The 25,602-nt window shown below is 66.4% G+C and carries 21 protein-coding genes and 1 pseudogene; 8 read left to right on the top strand and 14 right to left on the bottom strand.

Annotated elements, in window-relative coordinates; translation table 11 throughout:
• Window positions 1-18: 18 nt before the first annotated feature.
• Window positions 19-2,307, bottom strand: coding sequence for a DEAD/DEAH box helicase (locus ACW18B_RS14460; protein WP_492047725.1), 2,289 nt, complete (start codon window positions 2,305-2,307; stop codon window positions 19-21).
• A 343-nt stretch (window positions 2,308-2,650) separates the two neighbouring features.
• Here ACW18B_RS14460 and ACW18B_RS14455 point away from each other — a divergent pair, with 343 nt between their 5' ends.
• The gene (locus tag ACW18B_RS14455) at window positions 2,651-3,070 is read left to right on the top strand and encodes a VOC family protein (protein WP_492047724.1); all 420 of its coding nucleotides are present in this window, start codon (window positions 2,651-2,653) and stop codon (window positions 3,068-3,070) included.
• Window positions 3,071-3,362: 292 nt separating this feature from the next.
• Here ACW18B_RS14455 and ACW18B_RS14450 read toward each other — a convergent pair.
• Window positions 3,363-3,499 (bottom strand): annotated as a pseudogene (locus ACW18B_RS14450) (hypothetical protein); the annotation flags it as partial.
• Window positions 3,500-4,089: 590 nt separating this feature from the next.
• On the opposite strand from ACW18B_RS14450, the gene aspS reads away from it, so the two are divergent.
• Complete coding sequence (gene aspS, locus ACW18B_RS14445; protein ID WP_492047723.1) at window positions 4,090-5,946, top strand: aspartate--tRNA ligase; 1,857 nt, start codon at window positions 4,090-4,092, stop codon at window positions 5,944-5,946.
• A 73-nt stretch (window positions 5,947-6,019) separates the two neighbouring features.
• Here aspS and ACW18B_RS14440 read toward each other — a convergent pair whose 3' ends face one another.
• From ACW18B_RS14440 to ACW18B_RS14430, 3 genes are all read right to left on the bottom strand, one after another.
• Window positions 6,020-6,955 carry a pentapeptide repeat-containing protein gene (locus ACW18B_RS14440; RefSeq protein ID WP_492047722.1) on the bottom strand — a complete coding sequence of 312 codons (936 nt, stop codon included), beginning with the start codon at window positions 6,953-6,955 and terminating at the stop codon, window positions 6,020-6,022.
• Window positions 6,956-7,058: 103 nt separating this feature from the next.
• Window positions 7,059-7,562 carry a pentapeptide repeat-containing protein gene (locus ACW18B_RS14435; protein WP_492047721.1) on the bottom strand — a complete coding sequence of 168 codons (504 nt, stop codon included), beginning with the start codon at window positions 7,560-7,562 and terminating at the stop codon, window positions 7,059-7,061.
• A 77-nt stretch (window positions 7,563-7,639) separates the two neighbouring features.
• The gene (locus ACW18B_RS14430; protein WP_492047720.1) at window positions 7,640-10,354 is read right to left on the bottom strand and encodes a TSCPD domain-containing protein; all 2,715 of its coding nucleotides are present in this window, start codon (window positions 10,352-10,354) and stop codon (window positions 7,640-7,642) included.
• Between the two features lie 218 nt (window positions 10,355-10,572).
• Between ACW18B_RS14430 and ACW18B_RS14425 the strand changes: the two genes are divergently transcribed.
• Both ACW18B_RS14425 and ACW18B_RS14420 read left to right on the top strand, forming a co-directional pair.
• Window positions 10,573-10,968, top strand: coding sequence for an NADH:ubiquinone oxidoreductase subunit NDUFA12 (locus tag ACW18B_RS14425; RefSeq protein WP_492047719.1), 396 nt, complete (start codon window positions 10,573-10,575; stop codon window positions 10,966-10,968).
• Between the two features lie 5 nt (window positions 10,969-10,973).
• Complete coding sequence (locus ACW18B_RS14420; protein WP_492047718.1) at window positions 10,974-11,585, top strand: DUF2155 domain-containing protein; 612 nt, start codon at window positions 10,974-10,976, stop codon at window positions 11,583-11,585.
• Here ACW18B_RS14420 and aat read toward each other — a convergent pair.
• Genes aat through aroQ form a run of 4 tightly spaced genes read right to left on the bottom strand, consistent with a single transcriptional unit; the run spans window position 11,522 to window position 14,547 of the window.
• Entirely contained in the window at window positions 11,522-12,172 is a 651-nt protein-coding gene (gene aat, locus ACW18B_RS14415) for a leucyl/phenylalanyl-tRNA--protein transferase (protein WP_492047717.1), read from the bottom strand. The genes ACW18B_RS14420 and aat overlap by 64 nt on opposite strands.
• A 13-nt stretch (window positions 12,173-12,185) precedes the next feature.
• Window positions 12,186-13,529 carry an acetyl-CoA carboxylase biotin carboxylase subunit gene (accC, locus tag ACW18B_RS14410; RefSeq protein ID WP_492047716.1) on the bottom strand — a complete coding sequence of 448 codons (1,344 nt, stop codon included), beginning with the start codon at window positions 13,527-13,529 and terminating at the stop codon, window positions 12,186-12,188.
• A gap of 5 nt (window positions 13,530-13,534) precedes the next feature.
• Window positions 13,535-14,050: an acetyl-CoA carboxylase biotin carboxyl carrier protein gene (accB, locus tag ACW18B_RS14405; protein WP_492047715.1), complete on the bottom strand. Its 516-nt coding sequence runs from the start codon at window positions 14,048-14,050 to the stop codon at window positions 13,535-13,537.
• Window positions 14,051-14,103: 53 nt separating this feature from the next.
• On the bottom strand, window positions 14,104-14,547 hold the full coding sequence (aroQ, locus tag ACW18B_RS14400; RefSeq protein ID WP_492047714.1) for a type II 3-dehydroquinate dehydratase: 444 nt from the start codon (window positions 14,545-14,547) through the stop codon (window positions 14,104-14,106).
• 78 nt (window positions 14,548-14,625) lie between these two features.
• Here aroQ and thiS point away from each other — a divergent pair, with 78 nt between their 5' ends.
• Complete coding sequence (thiS, locus tag ACW18B_RS14395; protein ID WP_492047713.1) at window positions 14,626-14,826, top strand: sulfur carrier protein ThiS; 201 nt, start codon at window positions 14,626-14,628, stop codon at window positions 14,824-14,826.
• A gap of 58 nt (window positions 14,827-14,884) precedes the next feature.
• Window positions 14,885-15,688 carry a thiazole synthase gene (locus ACW18B_RS14390; protein WP_421737758.1) on the top strand — a complete coding sequence of 268 codons (804 nt, stop codon included), beginning with the start codon at window positions 14,885-14,887 and terminating at the stop codon, window positions 15,686-15,688.
• Here ACW18B_RS14390 and ACW18B_RS14385 read toward each other — a convergent pair whose 3' ends face one another.
• The 5 genes from ACW18B_RS14385 to ACW18B_RS14365 all read right to left on the bottom strand — a co-directional run bounded on the left by ACW18B_RS14385 (window position 15,689) and on the right by ACW18B_RS14365 (window position 21,425).
• A complete protein-coding gene (locus ACW18B_RS14385; RefSeq protein WP_492047712.1) occupies window positions 15,689-16,084 on the bottom strand; it encodes a hypothetical protein in 396 nt (131 codons plus the stop codon). It abuts the gene before it with no gap.
• A 145-nt stretch (window positions 16,085-16,229) separates the two neighbouring features.
• Window positions 16,230-16,970 carry a DsbA family protein gene (locus tag ACW18B_RS14380; RefSeq protein WP_492047711.1) on the bottom strand — a complete coding sequence of 247 codons (741 nt, stop codon included), beginning with the start codon at window positions 16,968-16,970 and terminating at the stop codon, window positions 16,230-16,232.
• A gap of 26 nt (window positions 16,971-16,996) precedes the next feature.
• Window positions 16,997-18,412, bottom strand: a complete 1,416-nt coding sequence (locus ACW18B_RS14375) for a M48 family metalloprotease (protein WP_492047710.1) — start codon at window positions 18,410-18,412, stop codon at window positions 16,997-16,999.
• Between the two features lie 144 nt (window positions 18,413-18,556).
• Complete coding sequence (locus ACW18B_RS14370) at window positions 18,557-21,283, bottom strand: Rne/Rng family ribonuclease (RefSeq protein WP_492047709.1); 2,727 nt, start codon at window positions 21,281-21,283, stop codon at window positions 18,557-18,559.
• Window positions 21,207-21,425, bottom strand: coding sequence for a hypothetical protein (locus tag ACW18B_RS14365; RefSeq protein WP_492047708.1), 219 nt, complete (start codon window positions 21,423-21,425; stop codon window positions 21,207-21,209). Before ACW18B_RS14365 ends, ACW18B_RS14370 begins: the two co-directional genes overlap by 77 nt.
• A gap of 407 nt (window positions 21,426-21,832) precedes the next feature.
• Here ACW18B_RS14365 and ACW18B_RS14360 point away from each other — a divergent pair, with 407 nt between their 5' ends.
• Both ACW18B_RS14360 and ACW18B_RS14355 read left to right on the top strand, forming a co-directional pair.
• The gene (locus ACW18B_RS14360; RefSeq protein WP_492047707.1) at window positions 21,833-23,020 is read left to right on the top strand and encodes an N-acetylmuramoyl-L-alanine amidase family protein; all 1,188 of its coding nucleotides are present in this window, start codon (window positions 21,833-21,835) and stop codon (window positions 23,018-23,020) included.
• Between the two features lie 157 nt (window positions 23,021-23,177).
• Window positions 23,178-25,559, top strand: a complete 2,382-nt coding sequence (locus ACW18B_RS14355; RefSeq protein WP_492047706.1) for a penicillin-binding protein 1A — start codon at window positions 23,178-23,180, stop codon at window positions 25,557-25,559.
• Window positions 25,560-25,602 lie beyond the last annotated feature (43 nt).

Here is a 25,602-nt window from a genome sequence, read left to right as displayed (position 1 = left end):
GGATGACAAGTTTTTGGACTACTTCTTCTTGAACGGCTTACCGGCCGGCTTGCCGTCAAAGCTCTTGGCCTTGAAGGGCTTGGGGCCCTTGAATGGCTTGGCCGGGCCGTCGCCGCGCGGCTTGGGCACATAGGCCACCTTGGGGCCGGTGTCGCCGAACGCCTTGGGCGCGCCCTTGGGCTTGAAGTCGCGGGCCGGGGCGTCGCGGCCCTCGGTGCGCGGCTTGTAGGCGCGCTTGGCGCCGCCTTCGGAGTCCTGCGGCGAGTAGGGGCGCGGGGCGTCGCTGCGGGCTGCAGTTTCGCGAGGCGCACGGGGCTTGAAATCGCGCGGGGCGTCGTCGCGCTTGAACTCGGTGCGCGGCTTGAAGTCTCGCGGCGCGGCGTTGTCGCGGTCGCGAGGGGGGCGGGCCTTGTAGTCGCCCTTGGGCTCTTCGCCCTTGCCGTAAGGCTTGGCGTTGCTGAAGCCGTCGTCGCCATAGGTCGACGGACGCGGCGTGCTGTCGCGCGAGCCCGGCGCATTGGCGCGGGGGCTACGTGGCGCGTCATCGCGAGGGGCGCGCGGCTTGAACTCGCGCGGCGCATCGTTGTCGCGGGGCCCATTTTCACGGGGGGGACGCGGCGCGAAGTCCTTGCGCGGACCGCTGCTGTCGCGGGCGGCCGGAGCCGCCGTCGGGGTGATGGCGACATCGTCACGGACGGTGGCCTGCACCGCCGCGCCGAACTTCACCGCCGCTTCGGCCGAGATCTCGAACTTGGTGTCATAGTCGAAGATCCGGATCGAACCGATATCCTTCTTGGTCACGTGACCCAGACGACAGATCAGCGGGATCAGCCACTTGGGGTCGGCGTTGTTGCGGCGACCGGTGTTGAGGCGGAACCACTCGGCGCCGCTCATGTCGGTGCGCGGTTCACGTTCTGGACGGTCTCCGCCGAAATCGCGGTCGCCGCCAAATTCGCGGGGCTCGCGGCTACGCGGGCCCGGATCGGCGCCGTGGCGCGGGTCGTCATAGATCTCTTCCGGCGCCGGCAGCTTGGCGCGGCGGGTGCGGATCAGGGCTGAGGCCAGCTCCAGCGGCGTGCGCTTTTCCAGCATGATTTCGGCCAGGGCCGCGTCTTCCTCGGTTGAGGCCTCGGCGAAGATCGGATCGTCCAGCAGACGCTCGGTGTCCTTGGCGCGGATCTCGTCGGCGGTCGGGGCGCCGCCCCAGTTGCCTTCGACGCCGGCGGCCATCAGCAGCTGCTCGGCCTTGCGGCGACGGGTATAGGGCACGACCAGGGCCGAGACGCCCTTCTTGCCGGCCCGGCCGGTGCGGCCCGAACGGTGAAGCAGGGTGGCCTTGTTGACCGGCAGTTCGGCGTGGATCACCAGGCCCAGATCGGGCAGGTCAAGACCGCGCGCGGCGACGTCGGTGGCGACGCAGACGCGGGCGTGGCCGTCGCGCAGGGCTTGCAGGGCGTCGGCGCGTTCACGCTGGCTCAGCTCGCCCGACAGGCCCACCACGGCGAAGCCGCGTTCGCGCAGCTTGGAGTGCATGGCCCGGACGCTTTCGCGGGTGTTGCAGAACACCAGGGCGCCGGGGCTTTCGAAATAGCGCAGCAGGTTGACGATCGCGTGCTCGATCTCGTTGGGCGCGACCCGCACGGCGCGATATTCGATGTCGCGGTGCGGCTCGTTGCGGCCGACGGTGTCGATGCGCAGGGCGTCGTTCTGATAGCTCTTGGCCAGTTGCACGATCTCGCGCGCCAGGGTGGCCGAGAACAGCAGGGTGCGACGCTCCTTGGGGGCGGCGTCGAGGATGAATTCCAGGTCTTCGCGGAAGCCCATGTCGAGCATCTCGTCGGCCTCGTCGAGGACGGCGACCTTCAGCTCCGACAGGTCCAGGTGGCCGCGCTCGATGTGGTCGCGCAGACGGCCGGGGGTGCCGACCACGATATGGGCGCCGAAGTTCAGGGCGCGCTGTTCGCGGCGGGCGTCCATGCCGCCGACGCAGTTGACCACCACGGCCTTGGCGTCGGCATACAGCCAGGCCAGCTCGCGATTGACCTGGATGGCCAGTTCGCGGGTCGGGGCGATGACCAGGCACATCGGGGCGCCGGCCTTGCCGAACACCTCGGCGTCGCCCAGCAGGGTGGTGGCGGCGGCCAGGCCGAAGGCCACGGTCTTGCCCGAGCCGGTCTGGGCGCTGACCAGCAGGTCACGGCCCTCGGCGTCGGCTTCCAGCACGGCGGCCTGGACGGGGGTGGGCTCAGCGTAACCTTGAGCAGCAAGAGCCCGCTCAAGAGCGGGGTGGGAGGCGGGGAAGGGCATATAGGTCCAATTCGGTTCAAGCGGACGGCACACACACACGTGCGGCCCGCGCCACGACCAAATACGACCCCCAAATGGACCGTGTTCTTGGTCTTATCTCGTGAAATATAGACCCGTTTGGCCGCCGTGCCGATGAGGCCAAGGCGAAAAGGGGTCCGATGGGCCGCTTAAGGAGGCTAAAACGGTCGGGATTGCAAGGGCGGCGGGGAAATTCCCACCGTGTGCGGCCATTAGGTCGCAGCGTAGGGTTAAGGCGCGGGCGGGAAAGTTCGGCGCGACTGTCGGCGTCGAGCAGGCGACGGCGTCCTTGTTGGGACTGGCGACCAAAGGGATGGAGACTGACATGACAAGCATGACCGCCGAGCAGCGCGGCCCGACCACCGGCCTCGCGCCCTATCTTTGCGTTGGCGGCGAGGGGGCGGCTGCGGCCGCCCGCTTCTACCAGAAGGCCTTCGCCGCCGAGGAAACCGGTCGGATCCCGAGCCAAGACGGTCAGCGGCTGATGCACTGCGCGCTGAAGATCAATGGCGACATGCTGATGCTGTGCGACGGCTTTCCCGAATATGGCCATCCGGCTGAAACGCCGGCCGCCGTGACCCTGCACCTGCAGGTCGATGACGCCGACGTCTGGTTCGAGCGCGCCGTGGCGGCGGGCTGCGTCATCATCAAGCCGATCGAGACCCAGTTCTGGGGCGACCGCTACGGCCTGCTGCGCGACCCGTTCGGCTTCGCCTGGTCCATCGGGTCGACGCCGAAGGGGTAAAAGGCGGAAGGCGCGCACGCCCCGCGACGAGGATGGCGATCGCGCCGTCCCCGGCCAGGGACGGGGATCAATACCCCTCTCCCAGAGGGAGAGGGCGGGGCCCGCCGCGCAGCGGTGGGAGGGCGAGGGGTTTGCGAAGCCCTTCCGGACGGGGCAGGATCCCAGGTGCGACAACGGTTTGCGGTGTAACCCCTCTCCCTCCTACGCCAGCGTGGGCCCCTCCCTCTCCCTCTGGGAGAGGGTCGATGGAACGGGGACCGGCGGGGGCGTTCAGAAAACTTATCCGACGCGCTCAAACCGCCCGTATCCTAAACCCACCTCGTCGCACGGGAAGGGCGCAAGGCCAGCGACCATTGCGGCGGCGGGGGGCGATCGAGCGGGAGTCGAAGGCGGCGCGGGGCGGGTTGCTCCGATGCTGGAAAGTGGAGGTCTCAGAAGGAGGCCTTCGGCGCCGGGTCACATGAAACAGTGGGCGAGGACCTTAAACTTGCCCGCCGGGGACCTTCACGCTGGAAGGCCCGACCGCCCGAAGGTTAATGCGGCGCCGGACGACTGGAGACCGGCGGCGGTCCATAAGGATGCGCCGGCCAAGGCCCAGGGACAGGGATGACCGTGCGGGGTGGAGGGCTGAGAAGGCCCAAGCTGCCCGGCCTGAGGGAAAACGATCGCGCGGAGCGCACGGCTTCGTCGAAACGGTATTTTGTCTGACTCTTCCGGGCGAGGCCCGGACGCTCCGCAGCCCTTTCCATCCCTTCAGCGAGCGATCGCGTGAGGCCGAGAGCATGTGTCTTCTCCCTTCCCCCTTGGATGGGGGAAGGGCGGGGATGGGGGTGGCGCCGCTGGACGATGTCGCGCAGGCCGGGCCCCATCCGGAGACGCTGTCACCCCCATCCCCAACCCTTCCCCCATCCAAGGGGGAAGGGGGCGGACCTGGCTCAGAATCCTTGACATATCCGCCCCCCCATGCGCCTTTCCGCGCCTTGCAAATCAATGCGTTTTCCGGATTTCCGAAGCCTTTCATGACGACGATGCACGCCTACCGCACCCATACCTGCGGCGCTCTGCGCGCCTCCGACACCGGCGCCAGCGTCCGGGTTTCGGGTTGGATCCACCGCAAGCGCGATCACGGCGGCCTGGTCTTCATCGACCTGCGCGACCATTACGGCCTGACCCAGCTGGTTCTGCACCCCGAAACCCCGGGCTTTGACGTCGTCGAGCGCCTGCGCGCCGAGAGCGTGATCAAGGTCGACGGCGAGGTCGTGGCCCGCGACCCCGAGGCCGTGAACCCCAACCTGCCGACCGGGACGATCGAGATCCGCGTCACCGCCGTGGAAGTGCTCAGTGAAGCCGCCGAACTGCCGCTGCCGGTGTTTGGCGAGCCCGACTATCCCGAGGAAATCCGCCTCAAGCATCGCTATCTGGATCTGCGCCGCGAGACCCTGCACAAGAACATCGTGCTGCGCAGCAAGGTGATCCACTCGATCCGTCACCGCATGGTCGACCAGGGCTTTCTGGAATACCAGACCCCGATCCTGACCGCCTCGTCGCCGGAAGGCGCCCGCGACTTCCTGGTGCCGTCGCGTCTGCATCCGGGCAAGTTCTATGCGCTGCCCCAGGCCCCGCAGCAGTTCAAGCAACTGCTGATGGTCTCGGGCTTTGACCGCTATTTCCAGATCGCCCCGTGTTTCCGCGACGAAGACCTGCGCGCCGACCGCAGCCTGGAATTCTACCAGCTCGATATCGAGATGAGCTTCGTCACCCAGGAAGACGTGTTCGCGGCCATCGAGCCGGTGATGCACGGCGTGTTCGAGGAATTCTCGGGCGGCAAGCCGGTGTCGCCGATCACCGGGACCCATACCTTCACCAACGATTTCGGCGCGACGCTGCAGCATACCGGCTTCGAGCGCCTGACCTACGCCCAGTCGATGAAGTGGTACGGCAGCGACAAGCCCGACACCCGCAATCCGATCAAGATGCAGGATGTCTCCGAGCATTTCCGCGAGGGCGGCTTTGGCCTGTTCGCCAAGATCCTGGCGGCCGATCCCAAGAACGCCATCTGGGCGATCCCGGCTCCGACCGGCGGCAACCGCGCCTTCTGTGACCGCATGAACTCGTGGGCGCAGGGCGAGGGTCAGCCCGGCCTGGGCTATATCTTCTGGCGGGCCGCCGACGAGCACGGCAATGAAGAGGGCGCCGCCGGGCCGATCGCCAAGAACATCGGCGACGAGCGCTCGGCCGCGATCGCCGCCCAGCTGGGCCTGAAGACCGGCGACGCCGCCTTCTTCGTGGCCGGCGACCCGGCCGTGTTCGCCAAGTTCGCCGGTCTGGCCCGCACCCGGGTCGGAACCGAGCTGAAGCTGGTGGACGAGAACCAGTTCAAGTTCTGCTGGATCGTCGACTTCCCGATGTTCGAATGGAACGAAGACGAGAAGCGCGTCGACTTCTCGCACAACCCGTTCTCGATGCCGCAGGGCGGTCTGGAGGCCCTGGAGACCCAGGATCCGCTGACCATCCGCGCCTATCAGTATGACATCGTCTGCAACGGCTATGAGCTGTGCTCGGGCGCGATCCGGAACCACAAGCCCGAGATCATGCTCAAGGCCTTCGAGACCGCCGGCTATGGCGCCGAGGTGGTGGAAGAGCAGTTCGGCGGCATGCTGAACGCCTTCCGCTTCGGGGCCCCGCCGCACGGCGGCCTGGCCCCCGGCATTGACCGCATCGTCATGCTGCTGGCCGAACAGGTGGCCATCCGCGAGGTCATCGCCTTCCCGCTGAACCAGCAGGGCCAGGACCTGCTGATGAACGCTCCGGCCGAGGCCCAGGAGCGGCAATACAAGGAACTGCACATCCGGGCGGCTCCGCCCATCAAGATCTGACGAAAAAGGCCCCGGTTTCGCGACCGGGGCCTTTTGATTTTCAGGGCCTGGCCCGGCTTGGTGTTTTGGGGGCCTAGTATTTCGGCGGCTTGGGCTCGGCTGGGGGCTTTGGCGCCTTGGGCGGTTTGGGCGCCGCCCAGGCCGACGCCGAGGCAGCGGCCTTCTCGGCTTCAGCGGCGCTGCGGGCGGCCTCGGCCCGGGCGCGGGCGAAGTCGACAACGACGCGGATTTGACGGCCGCGCCCATCGCACCGATGGACGGTCAGGCCCCTGGGCAGGCGGGTGGAGTCGTCGCCGCAGGCCTCGTCCAACTGGTCCTGGTCCAGGCCCACGGCGCCCGACAGGTCGGCTCCGCCGAGCACGGCGCCCGACAGGTCGGCGTCGCTCATATTGGCGCCATTGAAGGTGGCGCCCCGCATGGCGGCATTGTTGAACTCGGCGCCCCGCATATCGGCGCCGTCAAAGCGGGCGTTGACGAGGTTGGCGCTATTGAACTCGGCATTGCGGAAGTTGACGCCGCGCGCATTGACCGAGACCAGGTTGGCGCCGTTCAGTTCGGCAGTGGACAGATTGGCCTTGGACAGGTTGGCGCCGACCATGTTGGCGCCATGCAGTTCGGACGAAGACAGGTCCGCCCGGGTCAGGTTGGCGCCCTGGAAGTTGGCCCCGCTGCTTTCCACGCCGGACAGCCGGGCGTCGGTGAAGTTGGCGTTGACGAAATTGGCGCCGCGCATCTCGGCGCCCCGCAGGTCGGCGCGGGTCAGGTCGGCATTGGCGAAGTTTGAGCCGTAGAAGGCCGCGCCGCGCAGGTCCGATCCGATCAGGACGGCCTTGGCGAAATTGGCGCCATTGAACTTGGCGCCGGTCAGTCGACGACCTGAAAGCTCGCAACTGACGCACATGCCGCCGAACGACACGAGGCGGGCGACATCCTTGTCCTCGGGCGCGGCTTGGGCCTGTCCGGCCAGGGCCGCCAGGGCCAGCGTCAGCACCGCGAATGAAACGCCCATGCGGGACATCGAAATCTCCTCCAGCCGAATACGTAGCTGTCTAGGCTACGATTTGGCCCCGCGAGGCTCGGGGCGCCACTTAAATCGCGGTAATGACGGGGATTTAACGGCAACCGGGGATGGAGAGGCCGCGCGGCAAACGGGTGGAATGGTCGCCGCAAGCCCGGTTCAACTGGCTCTGGGTCAGGCCCGAGGCGCGGTCCATTTCGGCGCCCGAGAAGTTGGCGCCGGTCAGATTGGCCCCGGCGAAATTCGCGCCTTGCAGATAGGTCCCGACGAAGCTGGCATGGGTCAGGTCGGCGCGGGCGAAGCTGGCCCCGCCGAACACGCCGCCATAGGCGTTGACGTCGCGCAGATCGCCGCCGGCGAAGCTGGCGCGGTTCATCACGACGGTCGACAGGTCGGCCTGACGCAGGCGGGCCTTGGCGAGGTTGAGGCCTCGCGCTTGCAGGTTGGTCAGGTCGGCCTGGAACAGATTGCAGCCCGGGCAACTGGCGCCGCCGCGGACGCGAGCGATCTGGCTGGGATTCTGGGCGAGGGCGGGCGCAGCCGTGGCCAGTGCGGCGGCGCTGAGCGCCAGAACGGCGAGGCGGGCGATCGGGGTCATTCTGGGACGCATCCTGGCGACTATCGGCGAGAAAAGCCTAGGCCCGCAAGCTTAAGGCCAGACGAACGCCTCGATCGTTAGGTGGCGGCGCCCGGCTCCGAGCGATTGGATTGCACGCCGCAGCTGTCGCAGACGGTCATCGCGCCGCGCTGGGTCAGGGCGATGTCGCCGCAGGCCGGGCAGACATCGGCCGCGCCGTCCATGGCCCGAGCTGCATCCTCGGCCTTGCGCCCGCCGAACGGCAGAAAGACCAGATTGTCGGGCGCCGCGCCGCGCGAAAAGCCTTTGGAGATGAACTTGCTGGCGGGCAGGGGTTCAAGCTCGGCGTCGACCTCGGCGTCGGCCTTGCCGTGGCCCAGGCCGTCGGCGTTGAACTCCTGGGGGTCGGCATTGGCCAGATCGTCGCGACCCAGATACGACACACCCAGTTCCCGGAAAATATAGTCGAGGATCGAGGTCGCCGACTTGATCGAGTCGTTGCCGGTCACGGGTCCGGCCGGTTCGAACCGGGTGAACACGAAGGCTTCGACGAACTCGTCCAGCGGCACCCCGTGCTGCAGCCCCAGCGAAACCGCGATGGCGAAATTGTTCATCAGGCTGCGGAAGGCGGCGCCTTCCTTGTGCATGTCGATGAAGATCTCGCCGACCTCGCCGTCATCATATTCGCCGGTGTGCAGATAGACCTTGTGGCCGCCGACAGCGGCCTTCTGGATGTAGCCCTTGCGGCGGTCGGGCAGCTTGCGGCGTGAGCGGTCGCGCTCGACGATCTTCTCGACGACGCGTTCGGTGACGACCTGTTCGCGCAGGGGCTGGCGCGTTGGTTCAGCGGGCTCGTCGGGCAGGTCCAGACGGAAATCGATCGGCGGATCTGCGCGCTGCAGGCGCAGGGCCCGGACGCCGGCCCGCGCGGCGGCGGCCTGCAGCCGCAGGCCATCGACCGGGCGGGCGTCGAACGCCAGGGGCAGAACCACAGGCGCTGGGAGGCAGACATAGGTTTCCACCGCCGCAATCATGGCCATGCGATCGGCCAGGGTCGGCGCTTCGATCGCCAGGAAGATCTCGCGGACTTCCGGTTGCAGGGCCTCGCAGTCGGCCAGCGTGCCGGCGCCCAGGGCGTACCGTTCAGCCGAGGCGATCTCGGCCGGCGAGAAGCCGGCGAAGGCCAGGGTGTCGAAATCGGGCTTCACCAGGTTTCGCGGCGACGCGCCCAGGACGTCCGCCAGGAAGCCGGCGCCGATGACAGCGGGCGCGAAAGCCTCGCGCAGGCCGCCTGCCGTGCGAAGTGCATCCTCGACCCGTTCGATCTCGTGGGCGGTGAAGCCGCTGGCCTGAAGGGTGACATGATCAATGGTCGGCGAGTCGCTCAGCGACCCGTGGCCGAGCGCATGGCGGCGCGCAGCGTCGATGTCCGCGTCCGCCCTGGATAGGCATTGCAGAGCCGCGGCGCTGAACGCGGGCAACAGCATGCCATCGGCCGTCTGGACGGTTTCCACCGGTGAGGCGATTCCGGCCCAGCCCATGGGGCGTCCGCCGAGACGTAGGGCAGCTTCCGGGTCGTCGAACGCGGCGACAAGGCCGCTCGACCGCAGGCCGTGCTTCTTGGCCAGGCCGTGAGCCATGGCGAGCGCGGTGGCGGCTTCCGAGGCCAGCGGCGAGCGCAGGGATGCGGCGCGTACTCTACGCTCAGCCAGACTGCGCAGCACGACCTGACGATCCTGCTTGAATCCGGGGTCGACCCCCAGGGTCGCGGCCGCTTCGGCGCTGGCGGAGAGCGCCGCGCCAACGGCAAGGGCCCAGAGGGACGCCGCGGCGTCGCGCCCCTCGCCGCTGGCCAGGGACAGCCCCTGGGTCAACAACCAGTCGCCCACACCGGCGAGGGAGATGAAGGCCCGCCTGTCGCCGCGCTCGATCTCGAGCGCCGTCGCCCAGATGTGGACGGCGTAGGTGAAGCCCTGGACGTCAAAGGCGTCTTCGGTCTGGAAGGCGGACGCGTCGATCGCTGCGCCGCACGATGCGCCGGCCGAGAGCGCCTCAGCGTCTTCGGGGCTGAGAGCCAGGGTCAGGGCGCTGGTGTCCCAGCCGACCTGGGCGGCGAAGGCGGCGTCCTCGTCGCCGGCGGAGACGGTCTGTCGTGAGCCCGATGCGACCATGGCGATATCGGTATGGGCATTGTCGTCCAGCAGCGCGATGCGGCGCGCGCCGGCCAGAGCGATGGCGTCGAAGATCATGCGATCATCGGCGCCCAGGTCCCGCGCCCGGCGTGCGGCTCGCGCCAGGGCGCTGTTCTTGGCGGGATCAGCGCAGGCCTTGGCGTCGCCGTGACAACGCTGCACAGCGTCTCCGACCTGGGCCAGAGCCGTGTCGAGCCGCGCGGCGGCCCTTGCGGCGAGATGGTGGCTACGTCGCCGGGCTAGGTGTCCGTCGACGACCTGCTTGAATTCGATTTCGGCGATGTCCGGCAGGCGTTCCAGGCTCGGCCTTGGCGCTGTGGGAGTCGCCAGGCCGGCAAGCATGGTGTTCAGCAGGGCGTCGCGGAAGGCGGCGGCGTCGGCGGCGTCGGCGAAGACGCCCTTGGCCAGGCCGGCCTGGGCCAGGCGTTCGGCATGGCGCGCGGGGCCGCCGCCCAGCGGCGCGTCCGCATCAAACGGCTCGCCGGCCCAGTCCAGCCAGGACTCGACGCGCGCATCCGTCCAGGTCGGCGGGGCCATGACCTCGACGACGGCGTTGCTGCGCTCAAGTTCGCGCCGTTCCGCCTGGACGGGCAGGTCGACATATCCGGATAGATTGCGCATAGGCGATTCCGCGTCTTAGGCGCCACGAGGCGGCCAGCCTAGATCGCCGTCTATCACCCTTCAATAGATGTTGGGGCTTGTTGTGGTATGATCCACAAGATGTTGAATTTGAACTGCGGGTCTCATGCTGGACGCTCACGGCCGAGAGCCCTATAGTCTGAGCGCGTCGTCGCGCCTGTCGCGACTTGGGCGTTTTTGCAAATTCGGGTGCGAACGTAGTGCTGAAAGCGATCTTCACGTGGTGGAACGGCGCGACCCTCGGTCAGCGGTTTCACATTGGCCGTCGCGGCGTCTTCGTGGGTCAGGACGATTTCGGCAACCGCTATTTCGAAGCCCGCGACTCCAGCGACAGCTATGACGCCCACAAGCGCCGCTGGGTGATCTATGACGGCTATGCCGAAGCCTCCAAGGTTCCGGCCGAGTGGAGCGGCTGGCTGCACTACACGCTGGACGAACCGCCGACCATCGCGCCTCTGCCGCGTCGGTCGTGGGAGAAGGATCACATCCCCAATCTGACGGGTACTGTTCACGCTTGGCGCCCTAAGGGTTCCATCGCGCGCGGCGGTCAGCGCGCCGTGGCCACCAGCGACTACCAGCCCTGGAAGCCGGAATAGGTTTGATGCGTCGCGGAGCGACCCTGAGCGCATCCGTCCTGGCTGCCAGCCTGGCCGTTGCAAGCGTGGCGGTCGCGCGGCAGTCTGCAGCGCCGGTCGCCCCGCAAGCACCGACAGCGCCTGTGGCGCAGACACCGCCCGCCGCGACTCCGCGGATAGCGATACCTGCGCCTGAGATGAAGCCTCAGGCCGAGCCTGTGGCAAAGCTCGTTTCGTCAAACAAGGCTGCCGCCGAGCAAGCCCCGCCGGCTGAACCGCTGAAGCGCGCGCGATCCTCTGTCGCGATTATCCAGGCCCTGGACAAGATCACGACTGAAACCATGCGGTTTGAGGCGCCGATCGGTCAGCCTATTCGTTACAAGACCCTGATCTTCACCGTCCGCGCTTGCGAGACCTCGACTGCGGACGAGATTGCGCCAGAATCCACGGCCTATGTCGTGGTCGACACCCAGCCCAAAGCGGTCGCCGGCAGGGTCGCCCCTCCGGGACGTCAGGTCTACAAGGGCTGGATGTACGCCAACGCTCCGGGCATGAACCCGTTGGAGCATCCGGTTTATGACGCCTGGTTGATCGCCTGCAAGACGTCTGCGCCGGTCGCTGCGGCCGCCAAGCGGTAGAAGTCGGCCTCGCCGGGCCAAGCGCGCGCCAGACGGCGACGATACTCGGCGCGGGGGATTTCGATCGTCCCGAACTGTAGCAGATGGTCGGTGATGAACTGGGTGTCGAGCAGACGATAGTGTCCCACCCGCAGTCGCGCCACGAGATGGACCAGCGCCACCTTGCTGGCGTCGCGCTGGGTTGAAAACATGCTCTCGCCAAAGAACGCCGCCCCCAGCGAAACGCCATAGAGCCCGCCCACCAACTGGCCATCGCGCCAGCACTCGACAGAGTGGGCCAGGCCGCGCGCAAACAACTCGCCATAGAGCGTCTGGATTGTCGCGTTGATCCAGGTTTCCTGGCGTCCGGGCTTGGCGGCCGCGCAGGCCTCGACCACGGCGTCGAAGGCGCTGTCGATGCGGACCTCGAAAGCCTCGGTTCGCACCGTTCGCGCGAGGCGACGGGGAATGTGGACGCCATCCAGCGGCAACACCCCCCGATGCTCGGGATCGATCAGGAAGACGTTCTCATCATCGCGGGCGTCGGCCATCGGAAAGACGCCGCGCTGATAGCAGGTGATGAGGTCGTCGACCGTGAAGGCGTCCATGCGCGCCCGCGTCCTAGCCCTGCGCCTTGATCCAGCGTTCCAGCCAGTGGATGTCGTAGTCGCCGGCCAGGATGTCGGGTTGCACCAACAGGTCCTGGAACAACGGGATCGTGGTTTCGATGCCGCCGACGACCATTTCGCCCAGGCAACGCTTCAGGCGTGCGATGCACTCCTGACGGTCGCGGCCGTGAACGATCAGCTTGCCGATCAGGCTGTCGTAATAGGGCGGGATCGCATAGCCGGTGTAGATCGCCGAATCCAGACGAACGCCCAGGCCGCCGGGGGCATGGAAGTCGGTGATGGTGCCGGGCGACGGCGTGAAGGTCCGCGCGTTCTCGGCATTGATCCGGCACTCGATGGCGTGGCCTTCGAAGACGACGTCCGCCTGGGTGAAGGACAGCGGCAGGCCGGCGGCGATGCGGATCTGTTCGCGCACCAGGTCGATGCCGGTGATGGCCTCGGTGACCGGGTGTTCAACCTGCAGACGGGTGTTCATCTCGATGAAGAAGAACTCGCCGTTCTCCCACAGGAACTCGATCGTGCCGACGCCCAGATAGCCGATGGCCTTGACGGCATCGACGACGATCTTGCCGATCTTGGCGCGATCGGCCGCGCCCAGGGCGGGCGAGGGGGCTTCTTCCAGCACCTTCTGGTGGCGACGCTGCAGCGAGCAGTCGCGCTCGCCCAGATGAGCCACATTGCCGTGGCTGTCGGCGATGACCTGGATCTCGATGTGACGCGGCTTCTGGAGATAGCGCTCCATATAGACCGTGTCGTCCCCGAACGCCGCGCGGGCTTCCGAGCGTGCCGTTGAGACGGCTTCGGCCAGGTCTTCCCGCGTCTGGGCCACCTTCATGCCGCGACCGCCGCCGCCGGAGGCGGCCTTGATCAGCACGGGGAAGCCGATCTTGTCGGCGGCCGCGAAAGCTTCTTCTTCCGTGGCCACACCGCCGTCGGAGCCGGGAACCACGGGGATGCCCGCGTCCTTCACGGCCTGCTTGGCGGTGATCTTGTCGCCCATCATCCGGATGTGTTCCGGCTTGGGCCCGATGAAGGTAAAGCCGTGGGCGCCGACAATCTCGGCGAAGCGGGCGTTTTCCGACAGGAAGCCATAGCCGGGGTGAACGGCCTGGGCCCCGGTGATCTCGCAGGCGGCGATGATCGACGGAATGTTCAGATAGCTCTTGGCGGCAGGGGCGGGGCCGATGCAGACGCTTTCGTCCGCCAGGCGCACCCACATGGAATTGGAGTCGGCTTCGGAATGGACCGCCACGGTGGCGATGCCCATTTCCTTGCAGGCGCGGTGAACCCGAAGCGCGATCTCGCCCCGGTTCGCGATCAGGATCTTGTCAAACATGATCGCTACTCGATGACGACGAGCGGCTCGCCGAATTCGACGGGCTGAGCGTCACCGACGATGATGTCGACAACCTTGCCGGCCTTGGGGGCCGAGATCGGGTTCATGGTCTTCATGGCTTCGACGATCAGCAGGGTCTGACCGGCGGTGACCGTGTCGCCGACCTTGATGAAGGCGTCGGCGCCGGGTTGCGGCGACATATAGACGGTGCCGACCATCGGTGACTTGACGATGTCGCCGGCGGCGCGGGCGGCGGCGACCGGCGCTACGGCGGCGGCTGGCGGTTCTGACGGCGCGGCGGCGGCGGGCGCCTGCGGGGCATAGGCCTGCGGGGCCTGAACATAGGTGGTGGGCGAGGCGGCCACGGTCAGTTCGCGCGCGACCCGGATTTTCAGGCCGGCATGCTCAACCTCGATTTCGGACAGGCCCGTGTCCTTCAGGATGTCCGCCAGTTTGCGGACCAGGCGGGCGTCGATCGACGGAGTTTCGACCGGATCGGCGGAAGCCTTGGGATTGGACATTGAAGCTACCTTGTTCTCTTGGCGCGCGGCGGTTGAACGCTCGCGGGCTGGACCTATTTCGCGCCGATCAGGCCGATAGCGGCCTCGATCGCCAGTTCATAACTCGCCGCGCCGAAGCCGGAGACGATCCCCGTAGCCGCGAGCGAAACGTAGGTGTGGCGGCGGAATTCCTCTCGCGCCGCGGGGTTGGACAGATGGCACTCTATGATTGGAACGCTCAGCATCTTGAGCGCGTCCAAGAGCGCGATCGAGGTATGGCCATAACCCGCCGGGTTGATCACCAGGGCCGAGGCAGACACACGCGCCTCCTGCACCCAGTCGATCAACTGGCCTTCATGGTTGGATTGCCGGAAGACCACGGAGTGGCCATGCGACGCCGCACGCGCCTCGCAGCGCGCCCGGACATCGTCAAGCGTGTCCTTGCCATAGATCTCGGGCTCACGCGTTCCCAACAGGTTGAGGTTGGGGCCACTCAGCACATGGATCGATTTTACCATTCGGCTCCGCCGTCGATTCCGGAGGTCTTGTATAGCCGGTTCCGTCAGGTCACAAGCAGGGCTCGCTCAGGAGGTGAGATGAGGCTTTTATTGAATGGCGATGAACGGGTGATTGCCGAGGTTTCCAGCGTCGCTGATCTGGTCGCGTCGCTGGGTCTGGACTCGCGCAAGGTGGCCGTGGAGCGCAATCTGGAGATCGTTCCCCGCTCGACCTATGCCGACACGGCCCTGGCTGATGGTGACCGGATCGAAATCGTGACCTTCATTGGCGGCGGCTAGGCGCATTGCGGTTCCTACGGGGTTTGAAACCGCGCTTGCGCAGGCGTAAACCTCCCTCATGAACGCGCATGTTTCCCCCGACTCCGTCGCCGCCGATGACACCTGGACCGTCGCTGGCCGCACCTTCACCTCGCGACTGATCGTCGGCACGGGCAAGTACAAGGACTATGCGACCAACGCCGCCGCCGCCGAGGCCGCCGGGGCCGAGATCGTCACCGTGGCCGTGCGCCGCGTGAACCTGACCGACCCGACCCAGCCGCTGCTGGTCGACTATATCAAGCAGGACCGTTTCACCTATCTGCCCAATACAGCGGGCTGTTTCACCGGCGAGGACGCCGTGCGCACCCTGCGCCTGGCCCGAGAGGCCGGCGGCTGGGATCTGGTGAAGCTGGAAGTGCTGTCCGATCCCAAGACCCTCTATCCCGACATGGAAGAGACCCTGCGCTCGCTGAAGCTGCTGGTCGCCGAGGGTTTCCAGGTGATGGTCTATTGCTCGGACGACCCGGTCTATTGCCGCAAGCTCGAAGAGGCGGGCGCGGTGGCGATCATGCCGCTGGGCGCGCCGATCGGCTCGGGCCTGGGCATCCAGAACCGCGTCAATCTGCGGATCATCATCGAGAACGCCAAGGTGCCGGTGTTGGTCGACGCCGGCGTCGGCACAGCCTCGGACGCCGCGATCGGCATGGAACTAGGCTGCGACGCTATCCTGATGAACACCGCTATCGCCGAGGCCAAGGATCCGATCCGCATGGCCCGGGCCATGAAGCACGCGGTCATCGCCGGCCGCGAAGCCTATCTGGCCGGACGGATGCCCAAGCGGATGTATGCCGATCCCAGTTCGCCGCTGGCGGGGCTGATCTAGTCAGGCTTTTACGTCAACCAAGGCCCCCTTGGCCTTGCGGTTGCCGTCCGGACCTTCGATCTCGGCCTTGATCATCTCCTTGATCTGGTCCTCGATCTTCTGCCGCTCTTTGGGATCCATCGCCTTCAGCTGGTCTTCGGTGACGTCCAGCTTGGAGAGCATCGCCGCGCGCATTTTCTGGGCGGGCGTCATCTTCGCGTAGTCGAGGAACTCGTCCTTGGCCGTCTTGCTCGAGGCGGCCATCGCGCCGCTCGCGCCGGCGTCCGGGGTCTTTGGCGCCATCGCGGCATTGAGCCTCGTCAGCGCGGTGTTGCTGAGCGACGCCATGATGCTGTTGCTTGACCCTGAAATAAGCATGAGCGCTCCCGCTTCAAAAAGGCGGGTCTCCCGTCGCAAGCTTCGTGCAAGCTCGCGACGGATCGCGGATCAATGATTTCAAGCCCTTGGACGAGCCCTGAGCGCGGAGCTCGTCCCCACGGGTAAAACCTGCCCTGCAAACTCTACCGGTGGGGCCTCCAGACGGCTCCGCCGCTCGGCGCGATCAGGTCTTCTTCAACGCGGCCGCCTTGGTCTGGGCGATGGCCAGTTTCAGCGCCTGCATGTCGGCGCCGGGGATCAACTGGTCGCCGATGATAAAGGCCGGTGTGCCTTCGATCGCCAGGGCCTGGGCCAGGGCGTGGGTGTCGGCCAGGTGCTGGGTGGTCGCCTCGCTGGCGCCCTTGACGCGCGCCTTGGCCACATCAAGGCCCAGTCCCGAGGCGATCCGCAGGGCGGAGGCCTCGTCCAGGCTTTTCTCCGCCATCAGCGCCTGGTGAAGGGCGAGGTCCTTGCCTTGATCCTTCGCGCCGAGAAACAGACGCGCAGCGGCCTCTGAATCGTGACCGAAGATCACGAAGTCCTTGAATACGAACCGGACGTCCGGGTTCTCCTGGATCAGCTTGACGATCTCGGGGGCGGCTTGCTTGCAGTAGCCGCAACGGTAATCGAAGAACTCGGTGACCGTGACCGATCCATTGGGATTGGCCACGAAGTCGCGCGGGTCACGCTCGATCGCCTGACGGTACCGGCCAATGGCCTCGCGGCCGCTCTCGGCGGTCTTGGCGGCCTGTTTCTGTTCCAGCTTGGCGCTGACTTCCAGCAGCACTTCGGGGTTCTCCACCAGATAGGCGCGAACCTTTTCGCCAAAGGCCTTGTCGGGTTTGGCGGGCGAGCAGGCGCCCATGAGCAGGCCCGACAGGGCGAACGAAGCGGCGAGGGCGCCGGCGCGGCGATTAAGGGTCATGACAATCTCGAACTGGAAGCGAGGGATCAGCGACGGAAGACGGACTGGGTCGCGCCTTCCTTGGCTAGATCCTTGAGGTCCTGGTTGCTGGGGCGCGAGGCTAGGACGATGTCGGTGGCGCGTCGCCATTCAGGCGTGTCCTTGGTCAGGAGTTCACGCGCCCGCATGGCGAAGACCCGAGCCTCCTGGGGTGCGCCCAGCGCGAAATACTGCTCGGCGGTGGCCAGACGAGCCGGGCCGTCCTTGCCTTGCGCATCATAGGCCTGGGCGAGCAGACGCCAGGTCACGGCGTTGTCATTATCATTGATCAGGGCGCGCTTGAGCTCCTGAACGCCTTCCTCGACCTTTTTGGGGTCATTGAGACCGATCAGGGTTTGGCCCAGATTGATCCGAAGGAGGGGCGCATCGGGCTTGAGTTCAACGGATCGGCGCTGCGGAGCTTCAGCCAGCTTTGCGCGGTTGAACTCGAACAGGATCTGCCCCTTCAGCTCCCAGAGATAGGGATTGTTGGGCTGTTCGGTCAGCATGGCGTCAATCAGCGCCAGGGCGCGATCGGGTTCTTTCATCTGATAGTAGGCGATGGCGCGCGCATATTGGGCGGGGTAGCTGCTATCGCTTTCCTTGTATTTGATCAGGGCCGACTGGGGGTTCATGAACCCCTCCAGCTTGGCCTTCATGATCTCGTGTTCGGCCAGGTCTTCGGGGCTGTCGACCTGGTCATAGTGCGGCAGGCGCTCGACCCGGCTGCGCAGGGCGTCGATGCGCTGAGACGACAGCGGATGGCTGCGGAAATAGGCGAAGCGCCGCGACTGATCAAAAACCTCCTGATAGCGAAAGTTGTCGAAGAACTCGACCAGGCCCCTGCCTGACTGGCCAGTCGCTTCCAGCAGGGTGGCGCCCGCCTGGTCGGCGCGGCCCTCCTGTTCGCGGCTGTAGCCCAGTGCGCCCAGTTGACCAAAGAAGCTGGCGTTGCCCATCAGTACGGCGCCGGCGTCCGGCGCGCCGGCCAGGGCCGCCAGTACGCCCAGGCCCATGGTCAGGATCATTGGCTTGAGGCCAGCCTTGGTCATTTCGCCCGAGCGGAACGAGTGGCCCGCCTGCAAGTGGCCGACTTCGTGGGCGATAACGCCCCGGAGCTGGTTGGGGTTTTCGGACTGACGGATCAGACCGGTATAGATGCCCATCGTTCCGGGGGCGGCGAAGGCCTGAAGGTCCTTCCCGCCGACCAGAAGGATATGGACCGATTTGGGGTCAAGACCGGCGGCCTCGAAAATCGGCACCGCATCCTTGAGCAGGATTTCCTCGATCTCGGTGTCGCGGATCAGGGAAATGCCGTCCTGCGCGGCGGCGGGGGCAGGCGTCGAAAGGGTCAGCGCCGCGACCATGGCGACGGAGCAGAAGGCGCGAAACCCTTTTTCAGCCCGCCGCGTGCGCGAGGTCATCCAACGTCTCCAGTCGCGCCCCCGCGATCGAGGCAAGTGTAGCGTGGAATGCAGCGGCCTGTGAACCACCGCCTTCGTAGCGCGCCTCTTGCATATAGGCGCCGTGGACGGCCAGGCCAGAGCCTGACCGTCCACGATCCGTTATCAGCTCCGGCGCCACCAACCGCGGCGCGGCTTGGCGGGGGCGTCGGTGATCTCGGCCGGGTCCGGCGCAGCGGGCGCTGTCACCGTTTCCAGGACGGGTTCGGCGACCGCTTCCGGCGTCGGGGCCGGTTGCGTCGCAACCACCGGGGTCGGGGCGACAGGGGCGGGCGGCGTGATCTCGACCGGGGTCTCGACCTCGACGGCCGACTCGATCGCCGTATCTTCGGTCACCGCAACGTCGGCCTTACGACTGCGCGCGCGCGGTCGACGAGCCTTCTTGGGGGCGTCCTCCGTCGGCGCGGGCAGCTCGACCCAGACGTCGCTGGGCGGGGCTTCGGCGACGATCGGAGCGATCGGCGGCAGTTCAGCCTCGACCGCCGTCGCGACAGTCGTCTCGGCCGCCGCCGGGCGAGCTTCCCGTTCGCCGCGACCGCGACCACGGCTGCGGCTGGAACGCCCTTCGGACCGCTCGGCGCGTTCCGGACGTGCGGCGCGTTCAGGACGCTCAGCGCGTTCCGGACGTTCAGCACGTTCGGGGCGCTCGCTGCCCTGGGTCTCGGTCACGGGTTCTGGCGCGGGGCGACGCGACTCGCCGCCACGCCCGTCGAGCGCCGCCGGATCGTGCCAGGCGAAGGCGCTATCGCCGAACGGGACACGGGGACGGATCCAGACAAAGGCGTCGGCCGGACGATCACCGTCCTCACGACCGCCACGGCGTCCGCCGCGACGACCGCGGCGACGGCGACGACGACGGGCTTCCTCGTCCTCACCTTCGATGGCGAAGTCACCGTCACGGCTTTCGGAGTCATCGCCCTCGGGGTCGTCTTCTGCTGCGCCGGGCGCGGCTTCGAGGTCGACATCGTCACGACGACCGCGACGACGGCGCTTGCGCTTGCGATTGCGATCACCGTCGTCGTCCGAGGCGGCTTCGGCGGAACGCCCCTTTTCGCGCTGGGTGGCGCGGACGTCAGCTGCGTCGTCGTCGGTGTCTTCGCGCTCGAGGGCCTCTTCGTCGAAGATTTCTTCTTCGTCCTCGTCCTCATCGTCATAGAGGTCGTCGTCGGCGAAGTCGGCGTCAGTGATCGGCGGCGCCGCCACGGCGATGCGCTCGCCCAGCTCGGTGCGCTCGATCTCGTTTTCGGCCGCATGCAGGCTCTCATCGACCAGCACCGTCACGAACAGGCCGTGGGTCTGCTGCAAGCGGACCAGATAGGCGCGCTTTTCGTTGAGGATGTAGATGCCGACGGCGCGGGAAACCTTGAGCGTGACCGCACCGCTGCCCTTCAGGGCTTCGACCTCGATGGCGCGCAGAGCGGCCAGGGCGCTGGATTCGACCGAACGGACGCGGCCGGTGCCTTCGCAGTGTTCGCAGACGTGGGTGGTGCCTTCCAGCACGCCCGTGCGACGACGCTGGCGGCTGATTTCCATCAGGCCAAAGCCGCTGATCTTGCCCATCTGGATGCGGGCGCGATCGTCCTTCAGGGCGTCCTTGAGGACCTTCTCGACGGAGCGGTTGTTCTTGGCCTCATCCATGTCGATGAAGTCGATGACGATCAGACCGGCCAGGTCGCGCAGGCGCAGTTGGCGTGCGGCTTCCTCAGCGGCTTCGGTATTGGTCTTCAGCGCGGTGGCTTCGATGTTGCGTTCGCGCGTCGCCTTGCCCGAATTGACGTCGATGGCGACCAGGGCTTCGGTCTGGTTGATCACCAGATAGCCGCCTGACCGCAGAGGCACGACCGGCGAATAGATCTGCGCCAGATGGTCCTCGATACGATGCTTGACGAACAGCGGCGCCGGCTCGCGGTAGTGGAAGACCTTCTTGGCCTGGCTGGGCATCAGCATGCGCATGAAGTCGCGCGCTTCCCGGAAGCCAGCCTCGCCCTCGACCCAGATGCCTTCCAGCTCCTTGTCGTACATGTCGCGGATGGCGCGTTTGACGAGGTCTTCTTCCTCGTAGATCAGCGCCGGCGCGACTGAATGCAGCGTGGTCTCGCGGATGTTCTCCCACAGGCGCAGAAGATAGTCGTAGTCGCGCTTGACCTCGGCCTTGGTGCGCTTGGCGCCGGCCGTGCGGATGATCAGGCCCATGCCTTGCGGCACGTCCAGGCTCTGGACGACGCTCTTCAAGCGCTTGCGGTCGGTGATCGTGGTGATCTTGCGGCTGATGCCGCCGCCGCGCGCGGTGTTGGGCATCAGGACGCCATAGCGACCCGCCAGCGACAGGTAGGTGGTCAGGGCCGCGCCCTTGTTGCCGCGCTCTTCCTTGACGACCTGAACCAGCATGATCTGCCGGCGGCGGATCACTTCCTGGATCTTGTACTTGCGCATCAGGCGACGCTTGCGGCGCTCCAGTTCCTCTTCGACGGCGTCGTCTTCGTCGTCGACATGCTCGCCGTCGCGATCTTCGCCGTGACGCGAGGAGACGTGGTCGTCCTCGTCGTCATGCGAATCGTCGCGCATCAGCGCTTCGCGGTCGGCGACCGGGATCTGGTAATAGTCCGGGTGGATCTCGTTGAAGGCGAGGAACCCGTGGCGGTTGCCGCCGTATTCGATGAACGCGGCCTGCAGGCTGGGCTCAACGCGGGTTACTTTGGCGAGATAGATATTTCCGCGAAGCTGTTTGCGGGTTTGGCTTTCGAAATCGAATTCTTCAACCCGGGTTCCGTCCACGACGACCACACGCGTCTCTTCGGCGTGTGCTGCGTCGATCAGCATCTTCTTCGACATTAAGGGAATCTCCACGGCGCGCGGCGGGCTCTGGGCCCGGGCGCCGATATGAAAGACAGGCGCGCGCGTCACCGCCCGTCGCTCCGCCAGTGCGGTTGCGAGAGGTCGGATGCCAATGGCGGACGGGTGCGGCGCAGCCCATGGGGTTTCTGTTTTCTCTACCGCGACGAGAGCGCGGACTGGATGTTTGACCGGGTCGCACCGGATGGCGCTGATCGGATGGCGCGTCGTCGCCAGAAAGGCGGAGAGCCCGACGCGGGCTCCGCGAACCCATCCCAGGGCAGGCGCCAAGCCTGCAAGCGAAGGATCGATCCGCGAACACTGTCTAGTCTGCGGCTCACGACACGAAAGAGGCTCAGGGCTTCGATCGGCGCGGGCCGCCCGCGCGAGAGGCCATGACGATCACGGCGCTCACACGCAATTTAATTGTAGCAACATCGCGGGGCAAAAGGAAAGCGCTGGACAACAAGGTCAGGTTTAACCCTTTGGCTACCACGTGTGATTGATATTCCAGACTGGTTCACCAGTTGTAGAATGCTCAGGCGGGGAATGCGTAGGGTTCTGATCGGTTTGGCGCGTACGGGATGGCTGAGGGCGACTTTGATCGTCGGCGGCCTGACTGTGCTGGGCGTCGCGGTCGCTACCGCTCAGGGGCCCGCGCCGGCCGCCGGCGTTCAGAAGGTTCGCTTCGGCGGCGATCGCGCCGAAACCCGTGTCGTGATCGATCTGGACCGCGCCGCCGTCGGCCGCCTGGTCGCCGATGGGGCCCTGGATCAACGGATTATCATCGGTCTGCCCAATGTGTCCGTCGCCGGCGATTTGCAGGGCGCCGGCCAGGGTCTGGTCAAGCGCTGGGTGATTGACGAGGCGGGCGGCGGCGCGCGCCTTCGGCTCGACCTTTCAGGTCCGGCCGAGGTTCGCCGCCGGTTCCTGTTGCCGCCTGGCGACGGCGCGGTCGCCTATCGCTATGTGATCGATCTTAAGGCCACGGACGGCGCGGCCGCCGCGCCGGCTCTGAAGCGGACCCTCGTTTCCGGTCCTGTGAAAGCCGCGCCGCTTCGCCTGAAGAAGGTGATCGTCATCGACGCGGGTCATGGCGGCAAGGATCCCGGGTCGTTGGGCGCTTCGGTCTATGAAAAGGACGTCACCCTGGCTGCGGCCAAGGCCTTGAAGGTTCGGTTGGAGAAGACCGGTCGCTTCCAGGTCGTGATGACCCGCGACACCGACACCTTCATTCCTCTGGAAGCCCGCGTACAGATCGCGCGCCGCGCCGATGCGGATCTCTTCATCTCGATGCACGCGGACTCCGGTCCCGACGTCAATACGCGCGGCGCCAGCGTCTATACGCTGTCGGAAAAAGGCGCTGAACGGGTGGCCCGGGTCCTGGAAAAGGACGACTGGCTGATGAAGGCCAATCTGCCGGGCCGGGATCGCGCCGTCAGCCAGATCCTGCTCGACCTCAGTCAGCGCGCCACCAAGAATCGTTCTGCGGCTTTCGCGCAATTGCTTCTGGATCGGGTAGGCGAGGAGACGACCCTTCTGCGCCGTAGTCACCGCGACGCCGGCTTTATCGTGCTGCTCGCCCCCGATGTCCCCGCCGTTTTGCTGGAGATGGGGTTCATCACCAATATTGAGGATGAGCGCCTGTTGAGCACCGCCGACAGTCGGGCTCGTGTTGTCAACGCCGTCGGCGACGCCATCGAATCCTACTTCACCGCCCAGGTTCGCAAATCCTGACGCTCGCGGGCCGTTGGCGCCCGTGACGATGCGCGCTAGAGGCATGGCTTGAGCCAGCGCGGCGCGATGCGACCGCAAAACCGCTTACACTTTTGTGGAACGGGCTCTAGAGGATGAGTGAAGGGCGGGCGAGGGCGCGTCGCCCGACGGAGGCCGCGTGGATCTGAAACCCACCGAACGATGGATGGCCATCGCGGGCGTGGCCGTGCTTTCGGCCATTGCCGTGGCGGGGTTCGCGATCGCGATCTATGCGGCGTGGCTCTTCCACGACATGCCTGACGCCGGCGAGCTGCAAGACTACCGGCCGCCGACGGCGACGCGCGTCTATGCCTGGGACGGCACCCTGATCGGCGAATATTCCAAGGAACGCCGGATCTTCGTTCCCTACGACCAGATTCCGCCCCAGCTGGCCCAGGCCTTCATGGCCGCCGAGGATCGTAATTTCTTCCGGCACAGCGGCGTCGACGTCGGCGGATTTTCTCGCGCGATGATCAAGAATGTCGGCAACGCTGCGCACGGCAAGCGCCTTGAGGGCGGCTCGACGATCACCCAGCAGGTCGCCAAGAACGTCTTGCTGACCAGCGATGCGACGGTTGGCCGCAAGTTCAAGGAAGCCATTCTGGCGCACCGCCTTGAGCAGTCGCTCGACAAGCAGCAGATCCTTGAGCTGTACCTGAACGAAATCTGGCTGGGTTACCGCTCGTTCGGGGTGGGAGCGGCGTCCTATAACTATTTTGGCAAGTCGCTGCCGGACCTGACCTTGGCCGAGTGCGCCTATCTGGCGGCGCTGCCCAAGGGGCCCGACAATTATCATCCGGTGCGCAACAAGGCCAAGGCGATCGTCCGCCGCAACTGGATCCTGGATCAGATGGCGGATCTGGGCTGGGTGTCCAAGGCTGACGCCGAGAAGGCCAAGGCCGAAGACCTGGTGGTTCAGGCCGCCCCCAAGCGCGCCGCCTATCGAGACGCCGACTATTTCGTCGAGGAAGTGCGCCAGCGCGGCGTCGCCACCCTCGGCCCCCGCCTCAGCGAGGGCGGCTACTATATGCGCACGACCCTTGATCCGCGCCTGCAGACCGCCGCCCGTGTCGCCCTGATGGACGGGTTGGAACACTATGACCGTCGCCATGGCTGGCGCGGGGCCTGGGGTCATGTCGAGGCCAATGACGCCGACTGGGAGAAGAGCGCTCGCGCCAAGGCTCCGCCGTCCGAACGCCGCGGCTGGCGCGCCGCCGTGGTCATCTCGACCGATGGCCGGGTGCGTCTGGTCAAGAATGAAGGCGAAGGCCCCATCGTCGACCAGGACATGGTCTGGGCCCGCGCCGGCAAGGGGTTGAAGCCTGGCGATCTGGTCTTCGTCGAGCCGGTCGACGGCTCGTCGTCCTATCGGTTGCGCCAGGTACCGGCCGTCAATGGCGCCCTGGTGGCCATTGAGCCCTATAGTGGTCGCGTCGTCGCCCTGGTGGGCGGTTACAGCTACTCGCTGTCGAACTTCAACCGGGCCACCCAGGCGATGCGTCAGCCGGGCTCGGCCTTCAAGCCGTTCGTCTATGCCGCCGCGCTCGAGAACGGCTATACGCCGGCCAGCGTGGTGGTCGACAGCGCCATCACCCTGAAGGGCGCCAATGGTGAGAGCTGGAGCCCGGAAAACTACCACAAGGAGTTCTACGGCGCTCAACCTCTGCGCAAGGGCCTTGAGCAGTCGATCAACGCCATGACCGTGCGCCTGGCCCAGAGCGTCGGCATGAAGAAGATCATTGATCTGGCCAAGCGTACGGGTGTGGTTCGGGACATGCAGCCGGTTCTGGCCATGGCGCTGGGGGCGGGCGAGACGACGCCGTTCAAGCTGACCTCGGCCTACGCACCTTTCGTCAATGGCGGACGGCGGGTCGAGCCGCACCTGATCGAACTGGTTGAGGATCGCGAGGGTAAGGTGATCTTCCGGGCCGACAAGCGCGACTGCCTCAAGTGCACGGCGGGCTTCAGCGGCGATGAAAGCCCGCGCTTCGACGCGCCGGGCGAGCAGGTCATGGATCCCGTCACAGCCTACCAGATCACCTCGATGCTGCAGGGCGTGGTTCAGCGCGGTACGGCGGCGGCCGTCAGTTCCCTGGGGCGGCCATTGGCGGGCAAGACCGGCACCACCAATGAATATCGCAGCGCCTGGTTCATGGGCTATTCGCCCAATCTCGTGGTCGGCGTGTTCGTCGGCTTCGACGACAACCGCTCGCTGGGCGAAGGCGAGACCGGGGCCACGGACGCCGTGCCGGTTTTCATGGACTTTATGAAAGAGGCCCTGAAAGGCACGCCGGTCGCCGATTTCAAGCCGCCGAAGACCGCCAAGTTCGCCAATGTGCGCGGCATCCGCGAGGCGTTCAGGCCGGGCACCGAGCCCAAGGTCGAGATTCCGGCCGCGGTCGCCGAGCCGCAGCCCTATTCGGAAGCCTGGCCCAATGGCGTGCCCAGCGGCGCCTCCAACGCGTCGGAGGCCGCCAAGCCACAGCCAAAGCCTGCCGATCCGCTCAGCGGCCTCTACTGATCCATCATCGGCGTTGCGCCGACTCCGGGCGCGGGCTATTCCC

Source organism: Caulobacter sp. FV2ps19, assembly GCF_058681035.1.
This window is presented reverse-complemented; position numbering and strand designations above follow the sequence as displayed.